Annotated in this window: 12 protein-coding genes; 5 read left to right on the top strand and 7 right to left on the bottom strand. The window is 62.3% G+C overall.

Going from position 1 to position 13,908, the window contains the following annotated elements:
* Positions 1–5 precede the first annotated feature (5 nt).
* From FO488_RS14025 to FO488_RS14015, 3 genes are all read right to left on the bottom strand, one after another.
* On the bottom strand, positions 6–2,501 hold the full coding sequence (locus tag FO488_RS14025) for a cobyric acid synthase (protein ID WP_149211131.1): 2,496 nt from the start codon (positions 2,499–2,501) through the stop codon (positions 6–8).
* Positions 2,502–2,671: 170 nt separating this feature from the next.
* Positions 2,672–3,481 carry a lytic transglycosylase domain-containing protein gene (locus FO488_RS14020; protein WP_149211130.1) on the bottom strand — a complete coding sequence of 270 codons (810 nt, stop codon included), beginning with the start codon at positions 3,479–3,481 and terminating at the stop codon, positions 2,672–2,674.
* On the bottom strand, positions 3,478–4,875 hold the full coding sequence (locus tag FO488_RS14015; RefSeq protein ID WP_149211129.1) for a sigma-54 dependent transcriptional regulator: 1,398 nt from the start codon (positions 4,873–4,875) through the stop codon (positions 3,478–3,480). The genes FO488_RS14020 and FO488_RS14015 overlap by 4 nt, the downstream gene beginning before the upstream one ends.
* A 314-nt stretch (positions 4,876–5,189) precedes the next feature.
* On the opposite strand from FO488_RS14015, the gene FO488_RS14010 reads away from it, so the two are divergent.
* The 5 genes from FO488_RS14010 to FO488_RS13990 all read left to right on the top strand — a co-directional run bounded on the left by FO488_RS14010 (position 5,190) and on the right by FO488_RS13990 (position 10,561).
* Entirely contained in the window at positions 5,190–5,684 is a 495-nt protein-coding gene (locus FO488_RS14010) for a chemotaxis protein CheW (RefSeq protein ID WP_149211128.1), read from the top strand.
* Between the two features lie 32 nt (positions 5,685–5,716).
* Positions 5,717–7,540: a chemotaxis protein CheA gene (locus FO488_RS14005; protein ID WP_149211127.1), complete on the top strand. Its 1,824-nt coding sequence runs from the start codon at positions 5,717–5,719 to the stop codon at positions 7,538–7,540.
* 173 nt (positions 7,541–7,713) lie between these two features.
* Entirely contained in the window at positions 7,714–8,541 is an 828-nt protein-coding gene (locus FO488_RS14000; RefSeq protein WP_149211126.1) for a protein-glutamate O-methyltransferase CheR, read from the top strand.
* A 17-nt stretch (positions 8,542–8,558) separates the two neighbouring features.
* Positions 8,559–9,467, top strand: a complete 909-nt coding sequence (locus FO488_RS13995; protein ID WP_149211125.1) for an HDOD domain-containing protein — start codon at positions 8,559–8,561, stop codon at positions 9,465–9,467.
* On the top strand, positions 9,467–10,561 hold the full coding sequence (locus FO488_RS13990) for a chemotaxis response regulator protein-glutamate methylesterase (RefSeq protein ID WP_149211124.1): 1,095 nt from the start codon (positions 9,467–9,469) through the stop codon (positions 10,559–10,561). The genes FO488_RS13995 and FO488_RS13990 overlap by 1 nt, the downstream gene beginning before the upstream one ends.
* A gap of 80 nt (positions 10,562–10,641) precedes the next feature.
* On the opposite strand, the gene FO488_RS13985 is transcribed toward FO488_RS13990, so the two are convergent.
* The 4 genes from FO488_RS13985 to FO488_RS13970 form a co-directional block, all read right to left on the bottom strand.
* A complete protein-coding gene (locus FO488_RS13985; RefSeq protein WP_149211123.1) occupies positions 10,642–10,878 on the bottom strand; it encodes a hypothetical protein in 237 nt (78 codons plus the stop codon).
* Complete coding sequence (locus FO488_RS13980) at positions 10,875–12,452, bottom strand: peptide chain release factor 3 (RefSeq protein WP_149212195.1); 1,578 nt, start codon at positions 12,450–12,452, stop codon at positions 10,875–10,877. The genes FO488_RS13985 and FO488_RS13980 overlap by 4 nt, the downstream gene beginning before the upstream one ends.
* 89 nt (positions 12,453–12,541) lie before the next feature.
* A complete protein-coding gene (locus FO488_RS13975; protein WP_149211122.1) occupies positions 12,542–12,988 on the bottom strand; it encodes a DoxX family protein in 447 nt (148 codons plus the stop codon).
* 35 nt (positions 12,989–13,023) lie between these two features.
* The gene (locus tag FO488_RS13970; RefSeq protein ID WP_168206047.1) at positions 13,024–13,881 is read right to left on the bottom strand and encodes a GGDEF domain-containing protein; all 858 of its coding nucleotides are present in this window, start codon (positions 13,879–13,881) and stop codon (positions 13,024–13,026) included.
* Positions 13,882–13,908: the final 27 nt, after the last annotated feature.

Genomic DNA, 13,908 nt, shown 5'->3' with positions numbered 1-13,908 from the left:
TGGCGTCACCGTGCCAGCCCGCAGATATCCAGCAGCAGGGGGATGTCCAGGTGCTGTTCGAGATGGTCGGCCAGCCGGTCGAAGGGGTCGCCGTGATCCCGCTCGTGGGCGTCGTGCCGCAGGGGGAGCCCTTTGGGGCCGCGGATGCGGTTGAGGTAGGCCTCCCGGAAGCGGGCGTTGTCGAAGATACCGTGGAGGTAGGTGCCGAAGATTCTGGCATCGGGCGAAACGGCGCCGTCCTGGACGTCCACCGGGGCGGTCCCGCGTCGGGAGATGCCGGCAAAGGGGCGCCCCGGGCCGACCGGGGTGGTGATGCCCATGTGGATCTCGTAGCCGGCCATCTCCTCACGGCAACCGGGGGCGAGCGCCTGCCCGGCCGCAGCGAGGCGGGCCACCGCCTGGTGGGTGCTCTTTTCCGGCAGCAGTTCCGTCTCCACCGGGAGCAGGCCGAGCCCGGCCATCTCCCGGATCGCCGATTCCACGCCGTGGGGGTCCAGCACCCGCTGGCCAAGCATCTGGTAGCCGCCGCAGATGCCGACGATGTGCCCCGTGAAGTCCTTGATCGCCGGGAAGAAGCCGCGCTCCTGCAGGTAGTCCAGGTCGGGGATGGTGGTCTTGCTCCCCGGGAGGACGAGGACATCGAGCCCTGCCATCTGCTGGGGCGATTCCAGGTAGGTGAGGGCGCAGTCCGGTTCGCGGCCGAGGGCGTCGAAATCGGTGAAATTGGAGATGCGCGGCAGCCTGACGACTCCGATGCGGATGGCGTTGGGACCGGCTGCGCCGTCGGCGGGGCGGGGCGGGCGGCTGAGCGCCATGCTGTCCTCGGCCGGCAGATCCAGGTCCGCGAGCCAGGGGAGGACGCCGATGACCGGGATGCCGGTCCGCTCCGTGATGAAGTCGAGGCCGGGCCGCAGGATGGCGGCGTCGCCGCGGAACCGGTTGATGACGATCCCCCGGATCATCTTCCGCTCGTGGGGCTCCAGCAGATCGATGGTGCCGACGATCTGGGCGAAGACGCCGCCGCGGTCGATATCGGCCACCAGGATGACCGGGCAGCGCGCCATGGCGGCAACCCGGAGGTTGGCGATGTCGTTGTGCCTGAGGTTGATCTCGGCAATGCTCCCGGCTCCTTCGATGGCGATGAAGCCGTATCCGCTTTTCAGGCGCTGGAAGCTCTCCGTGACCCGGGCAAAGGCCTGGGGCTTGTAGGCATCGTACTGGGCCACATTCATGGAGCCGACCGGCCGCCCCTGGACGATGATCTGGCTGCCGGTGTCGGAATTGGGCTTCAGGAGCACCGGATTCATGTCGGTATGGGGGGCGATGCGGCAGGCCTGGGCCTGCACGGCCTGGGCACGGCCGATCTCGCCCCCCTCGGGGGTGACGGCGGAGTTGAGGGACATGTTCTGGGACTTGAAGGGGGCGACGCTGATGCCGCGCCGGACCAGCAGGCGGCAAAAGCCGGCCGTGACGACCGATTTGCCCACGTCGGACGCGGTGCCGCAGAACATGACGGCGCCCGGCCGGGGCGTCGGCGGCGTATCCTGTTCCGTCTGAAGCCGTGACGCCTCCATGCCTCCGTTCGACCGGAAGGCCTCTGCCTTTGCCGGCAAGGAGATAGGCGGCCGTCCGACGGAGGGCCGGCATGGCGCCTGGTCTGCTGCGGCATGGGCGGCGTGCGGGCCCCGGCTCTTCCGGCCGCTGCGGCATTCCGGTGTCACGGCTTCAGGCTCCGTAGTGGTGGCGATGCCGTATTTGCCGGCATAGCCGCGGGGCGTGACCATGCGGCCCCGGCTGTCCACAAAGCTTTTGCTGTTGCCGATGACCACGATGGTGGACATGTCGATCCGGTGCTCCAACAGCCCCCCCAGGGTGGTGACGGTGCTCTGCTCGTCCGGGCGGCAGGCGTTGCGCACGATGCCCGCCGGGGTCCCGGCCGGCCGGGAGGCCAGGATGATGCGGCGGGCCTCCTCGATCTGGGTGACCCGTTTGGCGCTGCGGGGGTTGAAGATCACGATGACGAAATCGGCTTGGGCAGCCGCCGTAAGGCGCGCCATGATCAGGTCCCAGGGGGTGAGCAGGTCGGAAAGGGAAATGACGGCGAAGTCGTGCATGAGCGGTGCGCCCAGGACGGACGCCGCCGCCTGGATGGCCGAAATGCCCGGTATGACCCGGATATCGGGCTGGGGCTGGCCGTTTTCGGCTTCGTGTTCCAAAAGTTCCAGCACCAGCCCGGCCATGCCGTAGATGCCGGCGTCGCCGCCGGAAACCAGGGCGACCGCCTCGCCGGCGCGCGCCCTGGCGATGGCCTCGCGGCAGCGTTCGATCTCACGCATCATGCCGGTTGCCACCGTGGCTTTCCCGGCAAGGAGGGGGGCGATCTGCTCCAGGTAACTGTCGTAACCGATAATGGTTGTGGCTTCGGCCAGGGCCTGGCGGGCGGCATCGGTCAGGTGGACGATGTCTCCGGGGCCGGTGCCGATAATATACAGGGGGGGCATGAAATCACCTATTCGGTTGGGGTGGGGCATTAGCAGGCTGCTAGGTTGTTCAAAAATAGTCAGATCGTCGCACCCGCAGAACGCCCTGAGGAGGCGTAGCAGCGCTACGCCGCACGAAAGGGCGTTCGAGGACGGCGGCGAGATGGCTGTTTTTCAACAACCTCTTAGAATCAGGCGCTGTACGATGCGTAAAGCTGCTTGACCCGTGCCAGATAATTCCGTGTTTCGCGGGGCATGCGTTCCGGTTTTCTGTCCACGTTGCCCGGGCCCCAGTTGTAGGCGGCCAGGGCCGAGTCCACGTCGCCGTTGTAGCGGTCGAGCAGGTCGCTCAGGAAGCGCGTCCCGGCCATGACGTTCTGTTCGGGGTCAAAGGAGTCGCTGACCCCGAGGGAGCGGGCGGTGCCGGGCATGAGCTGCATCAGGCCCCGGGCCCCGGCGGAGGAAACTGCCGTGGGGTTGAAGTTGCTCTCGGCCTTGATGACCGCCTTGATGAGCCCGGTATCGACCCCGTAGCGGCGCGAGGCCTTGGCGATGATCGGTTCCAGCCACTCCTTGCCGCTTTCCAGCGGCGCCGAGGAGGAGGGAGACGCGGCAGAGGCCGGTTCCGCAGGGGATTCGCTCCTGTTGGAGGACGTCTGCCCGGGCGTTGCCTGCGCGGCGGCGTCGGCATAGGCCTTGATGAGGGGTTGGAGCAGGGACGGCTGCTGTGCGCCGAGCGCCTGGGCCGGCGAGGCGTCGGGCGCGCCGTCTCCCGCCAGGCTCAGGGTGGTGTGGAGCATCTGCAGGCTGAGGACCTCGGCAAGGTTCTGGGCACTGGACTGCCGGGTCTGTTCCGACGCCGCCGTTTCCAGGGCGCGGTCGAGCCGTTCGGCGAAGACGCCGTCGGGCTGTCCGGCGGCGTCCTGGGACCCGTTTTTGCGCAATTCCTGCGCCAGAACCGATTTGAGAAGCGACAGGCTGCCGCTGATGTCGATGGTCATTGCGCCTCGAACTCCTTGCCGTAGGCCAGGTTCTTTTTCTTCAGCTTCTCGATCAGGGTCGTGCGTTTCAGGTTCAGCAGCATGGCCGCTTCCTTCTTGTTGCCCCCCGTCCGCTCCAGGGCCTGGAGGATGAGCCGGTTCTCGAACTCGTCGAGGACCGTGTTGAGGCAGATGCCGTTTTCCGGGAACGCGTTTCCGTCCGGGATTGCCGGGGCCTGCACCTGAACCGGCCGGGCAAGGTATTTCTCCGGCAGGTCATCCGGGGTAATGAAGCCGCTGTCCTTGAGGATCACCAGGCGCTCCACCAGGTTCTCCAATTCCCGCACGTTCCCCGGCCAGTCGTAGGCGCAGAGGATTGCGAGGGTTTCGCTGGAAAAGCCGGTCACCGCGTGCCGCTTCTCGCCGTTGAAGCGGTTCAGGAAGAAGTCGATGAGCAGCGGTATGTCCTCGCGCCGTTCCCGCAGGGAGGGGATGGTGATGGGGATGACCGACAGCCGGTAAAAGAGGTCTTCCCGGAAATCCTGGGACTCCACCAGGTTCTCCAGCTTCTTGTTGCTCGCCGCGATGATGCGGACGTCCACCTTCTGGGACTTCGTCGATCCGACCGGCTCGAACTCCTTGCTCTGCAGGACCCGCAGGAGCTTGACCTGCAGGTTGGCCTTCATGTCGCCGATCTCATCCAGGAACAGGGTGCCCTTGTCCGCCATCTCGAAGCGTCCGGCGCGATTGGCGTACGCGCCGGTAAAAGAGCCCTTGACGTGGCCGAACAACTCGCTCTCGATCAGATCCTCGGGGATAGCCGCGCAGTTGATCGGGACAAAGTTCCTGTTGCTTCGGGAACTCAACTGGTGTATGGCACGGGCTGCAAGTTCCTTGCCAGTGCCGGATTCTCCCTGGATCAACACGGTGGCGTTGGACGCGGCTATCTTTTCGATCAATTCGAAGAGTGCGACCATGCGGCCGCTTTTCCCGATTATGGAGGAGGAGAGCGTGTGCGGGGGGTGCGGCACCGTCGCGGCATCGGGCATTTTCATGGTCTGGAACTCCCGGGCGCGCATGACCAGGCTTTCCAGCTCGTCCAGGTTGAGGGGCTTGGAGAGGAGAAACACATTCTCTTCGCTCGCCGAGCCGATATGGACGTCGCTGCCGTAGCCGATCAACACGAGGAGCGGGTTTATCTTTTTGGCCCGATCCATGAAGTCCGGGGCAATATCGGCCAGCAGCTTCAAGTCCGCGATCACGATGCCGATATGCTTTTCATGGATGGTGTCAAAAATGGTGGACGCCTGGGTGGCGTGAACGATGTCGTACCCCTGGTATTTCAAAAAGGCCGATACGAGATCGCAGGTCTTGCGATCGTCCTCGACTATGAAAATGGTGCCTGGAGTATCCATTGACGTATTCCATTGCAGACGGAGGTGCGCGGCGATGTGCCTTTCGAAAGGCAGTGAAAATGAATAATAGGGCGCATTGACACTAAAGTCAAGAAAATGACTTTATGTTTCTTCGCGGGATCGCCGGGTGGCTTGGTTCGTCCGGCGCGAGCCGCCGCGAATAATATTTTTATCGTGCTTGATAAATGGTGGCCTGCGTGATAAATATTAGGCATAATTTAGTATTCTAATTTATTTATGGAATGGTGCGCCAGCAAACTTCCATAACTATTTTGATCATTTCGAGCATGGCTACCCACAGGGAGGAGGGAACGATGAACGATGCGCTCGTGCCGGTGAAATCTGATGAATCTCGCGACAAACTGATACAGTTGGTAAGTTTCAATCTCGATCAGGAGGAATATGGGGTCGATGTCCTCAAGGTCAGGGAAATCATCCGGATGCCGAACGTAACGCGCGTTCCCAATACCCCCTCCTATGTGGACGGTGTCATCAACCTGCGCGGCAAGGTCATTCCGATCATCTCCATGCGCAAGAAATTCGGCCTGATGGAAGTGGACAACGACAAACAGACCCGCATTATGGTCATGGACGTGGAAGGGGAGTTGATGGGGTTCATCGTCGATGCCGTTTCGGAGGTCATCCGCATTTCCGGCAGCGAAATCCAGCCTTCTCCCGCGGTCGTTGCCAGCGGCATTGACCAGGAGTGCATTGCGGGTGTAATAAACCAAGCCGAGCGCCTGTTGGTGCTGCTCGACCTGGAGAAGATGTTCTCCGGCGACGAGAGGCAGCTGTTCGCATCCATGTAGCGTAGTGTCCAGTTTTTTTCAAGGAGACGTTAATGCCACCGTTTGATAGTGAAGACCAGGAACTGCTGGAAGGCTTCCTTACCGAGACGACCGAGTTGCTTGAAAAGCTCGACGACGACCTTGTGGCTTTGGAGAAGGCCTCGGACGACCCGGAACTTCTCAACCGGATTTTCCGGTCGATCCATACCGTCAAGGGCGCTTCGAGCTTTCTGGGCTTCGACCTCCTGGTCAAGGTGACCCATAAGACGGAGGATGTGCTCAACCGCCTGCGCAAGGGGGAGCTGGCGGTGACCTCCGAGATCATGGATGTCATACTCGAAGCCACGGACCTGGTCAAGGTGCTGGTGAGCGACATCAAGGCGGGTGAGATTCAGGAGCGGGAGATCGACGGCACCATCGCCAAGCTGCTGCCGCTTCTCTCCGAGAACGCTGCCGCTCCGGCTCCGGCCGCGGCGGAGCCCGCTTCCGGGACGAGCCAGCAAGCGGCTGCCGAGCCTGCCGCCGCCCCTTCCCCGGAGGCCGCGCCGGCCGAACCGCCGCCGGCGCCGGTCACGCAGGAGGTGGCGCCGGTCCCACCGCCGAAACCGGCCGGGGACGCGGTCGCCAAGAAGGCGCCGGTGCCCAAGCCGGCCGAGGGCAAGGGCGAAGACCTTTCCGACAACACCACCGTGCGCGTCGATGTCAAGCGCCTTGACGACCTGATGAACCAGGTGGGCGAACTGGTGCTCGAACGCAACCGCATGATCCAGCTCAACCAGGACCTGCAGCAGGGGGACTCGGAGCGGCTCGATTTCAATGAGGAATTCGGCAAGCTCACCAAGCGGATGAGTTTTGTCACTTCGGAACTGCAGATGCAGGTCCTGAAGATGCGCATGATCCCGGTGGACAAGGTTTTCAAGAAGTTCCCCCGCATCGTCCGCAGCCTGGCCCGCGACCTGGGGAAAGAGGTCGATCTGCAGATCTTCGGCGAGGAGACCGAACTGGACCGTTCGGTGGTGGACGAGATCGGCGACCCGCTCATCCACTTGATCCGCAACGCCATGGACCACGGCCTGGAAACTCCGGACGAACGCGTGGCCGCCGGGAAGCCGCGGGTGGGCACCCTGATCCTGGCCGCCGTCCACGAGGGGAACCAGATCATCATCAGCATCAAGGACGACGGCCGCGGCATCGACACCGACCGGGTCGGGCGCAAGGCCGTGGAAAAGGGGCTGGTCTCCGAAGATCAACTGGCCGCCATGAGCCAGCGCGAAATCTTCGACCTGATCTTTCTGCCCGGCTTCTCCACCAAGGAGAAGGCTTCCGACCTCTCGGGCAGGGGGGTCGGCATGGACGTGGTCAAGACCAACATCAAGAAGCTCAACGGCCTGATCGAGATCAAGAGCGAAAAGGGGCTGGGATCGGAATTCATCCTGCGTCTCCCCCTGACCCTGGCCATCATTCAGTCGCTTTTGGTGGAGGTGGAGGGCGAGGTCTACTCCATTCCGCTCTCCTCGGTGCTGGAGACCCTGCGGGTCGAACAGCGCATGTTCCACATGGTCGGCGGTCAGGAGGTGCTCAAACTGCGCGAATCGGTGCTGCCGCTCATGCGCCTGCAACGGAAGTTCAACGTGCAGCAGCGCTATGAAAACGACGATTTCTGCTATGTGGTCGTCGTCGGCGCCGCGGACAAGCGCATGGGCCTCGTGGTCACGCGCCTGGTGGGCCAGCAGGAGGTGGCCATCAAGTCGCTCGGCAACTACCTGGCCAACATCCCGGGCATTGCCGGCTCCACCATCCTCGGCGACGGCCGGGTCACCCTGATCGTCGATCCGGTCGGGCTCATCGACGACGGCGAAGGCGCTCCGGGCAGGTAACCGGCGGCACCGCCCCAAGGTTTTCTTCCCGGCGGCCCGAGCCGGCGATTGGACCCGCATAAAACGAGTACCTGGACGAAACAGTACCACTGAAGGTTTCCGACCCGATAACTGTCAGAGGGATGCTGGCGTTCTTGGAGCAGGCACCAACCATAAGCCCAAAAGGATCGACCGTGTCAATATCCGATAATGATTTCATACAACTGCGCGACTTCATCTACAATATCTGCGGAATGTACTTCCATACCACCAAGAAGTATTTTCTGGAGAGCCGGCTCAGCCGGAGGATGGAGACGACCGGCACCAAGACGCACATGGAGTACTATCAGCTCCTCAAGTCGCCCCGCGGCGCCGAAGAACTGAAGTACCTGATGGACGAGATCACCACCAATGAAACCTACTTCTTCCGCAACGTGCCGCAACTGACCGCGCTGGAAACGAAGCTTCTGCCCGAACTCGTCGAGATCAAGAACAAAATGGGGTTTCGCAAACTGCGCATCTGGAGCGCCGGTTCCTCCTCGGGGGAAGAGGCCTACACCATGTCCATGATGCTGCTGGAAAAACGTACGACGCTTCTCAAGGACTGGATTATCGAGATTGTCGGCACCGACATCAACGAGACCGTCATCGCCCAGGCCAAGGAGGGGGTGTACAACGCCTATTCGGTCCGCAACATCCCCGACCTCTACAAGCGCAAGTATATCAAGGAGGAGAACGGCAAGTTCCTCCTTTCGCCGGAGGTCAAGAAGTTCGTCACCTTCAACAAGCTCAACCTGTACGATGATTCCAAGATGATCTTCATGAAGAGCTTCGATTTCATCTTTTGCGCCAACGTGCTGATTTACTTCGATACTGCTTCGAAATCCAAGGTTGTCCAACACTTTTACAACAACCTGCAACCGTACGGCTATTTCTTCGTAGGCCAATCCGAGTCCCTGCATGGGGTCAACGACAAGTTCAAGACCGTCCACTTCCCCGGTGGTTTCACCTACAAAAAGTAGCCTGAAAGGTATATTCCATGGACAAGCTCGCGATGATACAGAGAGCGGAAGAGCTGGTCGGCACCATCGAGGAGTTGCCGACGATCCCGGTGGTCGCCACCCAGGTGCTGCTTCTCCTGGACCAGCCGGACGTACGGGTCGAGGATGTGGCCGACCTGATGCTGACCGACCAGGTCATGACCGCCCGGGTGATGAAGATGGTCAACTCGCCGGTCTTCAAGCCCGGCCACGACATCACCTCCCTGCGGCTGGCCCTGGTCTACCTCGGCTTGAAGCATATCCGCGAACTGGCGCTGACCACCTCCCTGATCAACGCCTTTGACTCCGATACGGACGATTTTCAGATCAGCGCCTTCTGGGAACACTCCTTCGGGGTCGGCATGGTCGCCAAGATCATCGCCGAGAAGATCGGCTACCCGGATCTCGAGAAGGCCTATATCGGCGGCATCATCCACGACCTGGGCGTGGTGTTCCTGAGCCAGTATCAGCGCGGAGATTTTCAGGCGATCCTGGACCGCATCAAGGACAAGCCGATCAAGCTGGTGGACGCCGAGGCGGAGCGGCTGGGCACGACCCATTGCGAGATCGGCCTGTGCATGGCCCGGAAATGGAACTTCCCCGAGGTGTACTGCGAGCTGATTTCCCAGCACCACACCCCCTCCGAGGCGACCATCGACCCGGTCCTGTGCGCCATCGTCAACCTGTCGGACCTGTTCTGCAGCGTGCGCGAACTCAATTACGGCGGCAGGGAGTGGGTCAGTTTCAACCTGTCCGACGAGGAAGGGTGGCAGATCCTCCGAAAAGAGGCCCCGAATCTGGCAAACCTCGATGTCGAGCGTTTCTGCTATGAACTGGACGACGCCATTCCCGATGTCAAGGAACTGGTCAGGTCAATATTTACTTCACACGAACAGGCGGGGGATTGATGCTTACTTCCCGAAGCGGAAAAACACGGGTACTTATCGTCGACGACTCTTCGTTCATGCGCATGGCAATACGAAGCGTCCTTTCCAAGGACCCCTCCTTTGATATCGTCGGCACGGCGGCAGACGGCATGGAAGGGGTGGAAAAGGCCATTGCCCTCAAGCCGGACGTCATCACTATGGACGTGGAAATGCCGCGCATGGACGGCATCGCAGCCCTGCGCCAGATCATGGCCAAGGCCCCCACCCGGGTGCTCATGGTCTCCACCCTGACCAACGAAGGGGCCAAGGCCACCTTCGAAGCCCTTGATGCCGGCGCCATCGATTACATTCCCAAGAACGTCACCGACTCGGCCGAGGCCCAGAACATCTTCCGCGAGGAGTTGCTGCGCAAGGTCCGGGAAGCGGGCAAGTCCTATGTCGGGCGCGTCGCAACCGCCTCCTCCCCGGTCCGGACGGCCGGCGTCACCCCCGTTGCCGCACCTCCGACACGCCCCACGGCGTCGCGGTTTACCGGCAAAAAGATCAATTACGTGGGGATCGGGGCATCCACCGGGGGGCCGGTGGCGCTCCAGGAGGTGCTGTCCCGTATTCCGGTCAATTTCCCCTACGGCATCATCGTCGGCATCCACATGCCCAAGGCCTTTACCGGCCCCTATGCCGACCGCCTGAACGCCAAATGCTCCATGACCATCCGGGAGGCGGTGGATGGCGATGTGCTCAAGCCGGGGCTGGCGCTGATCGCCCCCGGCGGCATGCATACCACCCTGGTGCGCCATGGGACGAGCATTGTGGTCAAAACCGTCCCCACCAGCGCCTATCCGCAGTACGTGTACATCCCCTCGGTGGACCTGATGATGTCCAGCATGGCCGAGGCAACCAACGGCTCCATGCTGGGGGTTATCCTGACCGGCATGGGCAACGACGGCTTCAAGGGGATGCAGCTCCTGAAAAGCAAGGGGGGGCTGACCATTGCCCAGGATGAGGCCACGTCCACCATCTACGGCATGCCCCGGGCCTGCGTCGAAGGCGGGGTGGCCGATGAGGTGCTGCCCCTGGGGCAGATCGGTTTCGAGATATCCAAGTTCATGGGGTAGCCGTCAGGCTGCCGCGGGCGGGAATTGAACGGTGGGAAACAAACGGAGGGCGGCCCTGTCAGGAGCCGCCCTCCGCTGTTTTAACGTTGGGCATGCACCACCAGCCCTTTGGCGGTGGTGTGCACCGTGCAGTTGGAGTATCCCCGGCGCTTCAGCCGCCGCAGGATGAAGAAGGCGGCGATGGGGTGGACCCCAGGCAGGAAGAGCGGAAAGTGCGACAGCGGGAAATCCAGGATCGCCCCGAGTGTTGCCCGAAACGTGCGCCTGTCCCGCCGTTCCCCGGGCTTCTGCGTCTCTGCTGTGGCTTTCGGGATCATGAATGCTCGCTGGTTTCGTGAAACTCCAGTTCCTTCCAGTTCTCGATCGTATTGTCCAGGCGCCATTGGCTGCCGGCCATGTAGGTCAGTTTCCCCTCGCCGTCGATGTAGAGGTGCATGACCTCCTTCTTCTCGAACTCCTCGATCTTCTTCTTCTCCCCCAGGACCCAGCGGGCGGTCACGTAACTGACCGGCTCGAAGGCCACCTTGACCCCGTATTCGAACTCCAGGCGGTGCATGACCACCTCGAATTGCAAAAGCCCGACCGCCCCGATGACCCAGTCGGCCCCCATGAGCGGCTTGAAGACCTGGGTGGCGCCCTCTTCGGCCAACTGCACCAGCCCCTTTTCCAGGGCCTTTGACTTCATGGGGTTGAGCAGCCGGACCTTGCGGAAATGTTCCGGGGCGAAACTGGGGATGCCGGTGAATTTCAGCTCCTCCCCCTGGGTGAAGGTGTCGCCGATCTTGATGGTGCCGTGGTTGTGGATGCCGATGATATCCCCCGGCCAGGCCTCCTCCACGTTGGTCCGGTCCTGGGCCATGAAGATGGTGGCGTTGGCGATCTGCACCTCGCGTCCCAGGCGCACGTGCCTGACCTTCATGCCGCGGGTGAACTTGCCGGAGCAGATGCGGAAGAAGGCGATCCGGTCCCGATGGGCCGGGTCCATGTTCGCCTGGATCTTGAAGGTGAAGCCGCTGAAGGGTTCCTCGTAGGGCGACACCATGCGGCTGGTCGTCTCGCGGGGCAGCGGCGCGGGGGCGTGCTCCACGAATGCGTCCAAAAGCTGCTGGACGCCGAAGGTGTTGATGGCGCTGCCGAAAAAGACCGGCGTCTGCCGGCCGGCCAGGTAGGCCTCCTTGTCGAAGGGGTGGGCGGCACCCTCCAGGAGCTCCACGTTATGGCGCAGTTCGTCCACCTGACCCCCCAGCAACTCGTCCAGCAGCGGGTCGTCCAGGCCGGTGGCGGTCAGCACCTGGCCGGTGCCGTTGGCCGCATCGGGGTCGAAAAAGGTCAGCTCCTTGGTGTAGAGGTGGTAGGTCCCGCGGAAGCGCTTGCCCATCCCCACCGGCCAGGTGACCGGGGCGGTCTGCATGTGCAGGTTCTTCTCGATGTCGTCCAACAGGTCCAGGGGGTCCTGCCCCTCCCGGTCCAGCTTGTTCATGAAGGTCATGATCGGGGTATGGCGCAGGCGGCAGACCTCCAGCAGCTTCTTGGTCTGGCTCTCCACCCCCTTCACGGAGTCGATCACCATCAGCACCGAGTCAACGGCGGTCAGGACCCGGTAGGTGTCCTCGGAGAAGTCGTTGTGGCCGGGGGTGTCCAGCAGGTTGATCTCGCAGCCGCCATAGGTGAACTTCATGACGGAGGAGGTGACGGAGATGCCACGCTGTTTTTCCAGCTCCATCCAGTCGGAGGTGGCATGGCGGGAGCTCTTCCGGGCACGGACCTCCCCGGCCTGCTGGATGGCCCCGCCGAAGAGCAGCAGTTTTTCGGTGATGGTGGTCTTGCCGGCGTCGGGATGGCTGATGATGGCAAAGGTTCGGCGCTTGCCGACTTCCTGCTGGTTATGCATTTCCACGTGTGCTCCTTTGGCAATCGAAAGGCGGGCTCGGCCCGCCTTTGGTTTTCATGATGGGTTCAGAGGTGCTGCGTGCTCGGCCCCTAGGAACGGAATACCAGGCGGTCCAGGCACCAGCGGCCTCCGCCGGCGATAACCAGGTAGAGGGCCATGCCCAAAAGCGCAATGTTGAACTCGATGCCATGGCCGCGGCCCGGCACGCAATAGGTATTCAGGAAAAAACCGTTCACCCAGCTGATCTTGTAGATGGCCACCAGCATGACCGCGGAAATGCCGGCCGCCGACAACCGGGTCAGGAACCCGGACAACACGCCGAAGCCGCCGCCGAATTCGGCAATGATCGCCAACAGGGCGAAGATCGGCGGAACCCCCAGCTTCACCTCGAAAGTCTTCAGGGTGGCGGTCAAACCCTGCCCGCCGAACAGGCCCAGCAGTTTCTGCGAGCCGTGGGCCATGAAGATCAGCCCCAGCGGTATCCGCAGCATAAGCGGGGCCAAGAGATCGGTTGCGTCAAAACTGCCCTTTGCCATGAAATCCCTCCGTGATAGTCACGATGTGAAGATGATCATACCACCACATGCGCGATGCCGTCCATTCCGCTCCCCTTGGCGCTGCGCGCCAGCTCTTCGGCCCGGTGGACGAACGCGCCGATGGCGGGCAGATCGTTACGGCAGGTGACGGCGCCGATGGTGAAGCCGACCGGCCAGTCCCTGTGGGCCATCGCCTGCCGCAGATGGCGGTGGAGCGTTTCGAGCAGCGGCAGGGCCGCGCTACTGTCGGTACCGGGCATGAGCACGACGAACTCGTCGCTGCCCAACCGGGCGTGGAGATCGTTCTCCCGGGCGGTTGCCCTGATGATGGCGGCCACCTCCCTGAGCAGGCTGTCCCCGGTGTGGTGGCCGAACCGGTCGTTGACCTCCTTGAAATTATCCAGGTCGATGCAGGCGATGGAGACCGGATGCCCGCTCTGGCGCGAACGGTTCACCTGGTGGTCGGCCGACGCGAAGAAGGAATGCCGGTTGAGCAGCCCGGTCAGGGGGTCGTTGCTCGCCAGCGACCTTTCCGTGTGCAGGTGCCGTTTCAGGGTCGCGACCAGAAAGCTCATGATGAGCAGGAAGCCGAACTCGACAAAGACATTCCAGTAATGGAGCGGTGAATAGGAAAAGGAGAATGAGGTACCGGCTCCGTCGGCGACCAGGCGGGTGATGAACGCAAGAAGGCAAAAACACGCACCGACCGCCTTGCCCGCATGCCACGCTGCGAGCGATACCGGGATCAGATAGAAGATGATCAGGGAGTAATCGCCGGTTATGTAGTCCAGCCAGCCGAGCATGACCAGCAGCACGATGTTTACGATGGAGATGGCGATTGGAGACGGCTGGAGAAGGTTGTGGAAAATGCTTGATGTGCCGCGTGTTGGCATGGGACTGTTACCCGCGTGACGCCATGA

The sequence above is a fragment of the Geobacter sp. FeAm09 genome (genome assembly GCF_008330225.1).
GTDB lineage: Bacteria > Desulfobacterota > Desulfuromonadia > Geobacterales > Pseudopelobacteraceae > Oryzomonas.
The sequence above is the reverse complement of the archived record's forward strand: the minus strand, read 5'-3'. Positions and strand labels throughout refer to the sequence as shown.

What these genes read in the sequence shown, in the direction of transcription:
- FO488_RS14010 (WP_149211128.1), top strand. Translation starts at nt 5,190, where the DNA reads ATGAACGATGCGCTCGTGCCGGTGAAATCTGATGAATCTCGCGACAAA.
- FO488_RS14015 (WP_149211129.1), bottom strand. Translation starts at nt 4,875, where the DNA reads ATGGATACTCCAGGCACCATTTTCATAGTCGAGGACGATCGCAAGACC.
- FO488_RS13990 (WP_149211124.1), top strand. Translation starts at nt 9,467, where the DNA reads ATGCTTACTTCCCGAAGCGGAAAAACACGGGTACTTATCGTCGACGAC.
- FO488_RS13970 (WP_168206047.1), bottom strand. Translation starts at nt 13,881, where the DNA reads ATGCCAACACGCGGCACATCAAGCATTTTCCACAACCTTCTCCAGCCG.
- FO488_RS13975 (WP_149211122.1), bottom strand. Translation starts at nt 12,988, where the DNA reads ATGGCAAAGGGCAGTTTTGACGCAACCGATCTCTTGGCCCCGCTTATG.
- FO488_RS13980 (WP_149212195.1), bottom strand. Translation starts at nt 12,452, where the DNA reads ATGCATAACCAGCAGGAAGTCGGCAAGCGCCGAACCTTTGCCATCATC.
- FO488_RS14025 (WP_149211131.1), bottom strand. Translation starts at nt 2,501, where the DNA reads ATGCCCCCCCTGTATATTATCGGCACCGGCCCCGGAGACATCGTCCAC.
- FO488_RS14005 (WP_149211127.1), top strand. Translation starts at nt 5,717, where the DNA reads ATGCCACCGTTTGATAGTGAAGACCAGGAACTGCTGGAAGGCTTCCTT.
- FO488_RS13985 (WP_149211123.1), bottom strand. Translation starts at nt 10,878, where the DNA reads ATGATCCCGAAAGCCACAGCAGAGACGCAGAAGCCCGGGGAACGGCGG.
- FO488_RS14020 (WP_149211130.1), bottom strand. Translation starts at nt 3,481, where the DNA reads ATGACCATCGACATCAGCGGCAGCCTGTCGCTTCTCAAATCGGTTCTG.
- FO488_RS13995 (WP_149211125.1), top strand. Translation starts at nt 8,559, where the DNA reads ATGGACAAGCTCGCGATGATACAGAGAGCGGAAGAGCTGGTCGGCACC.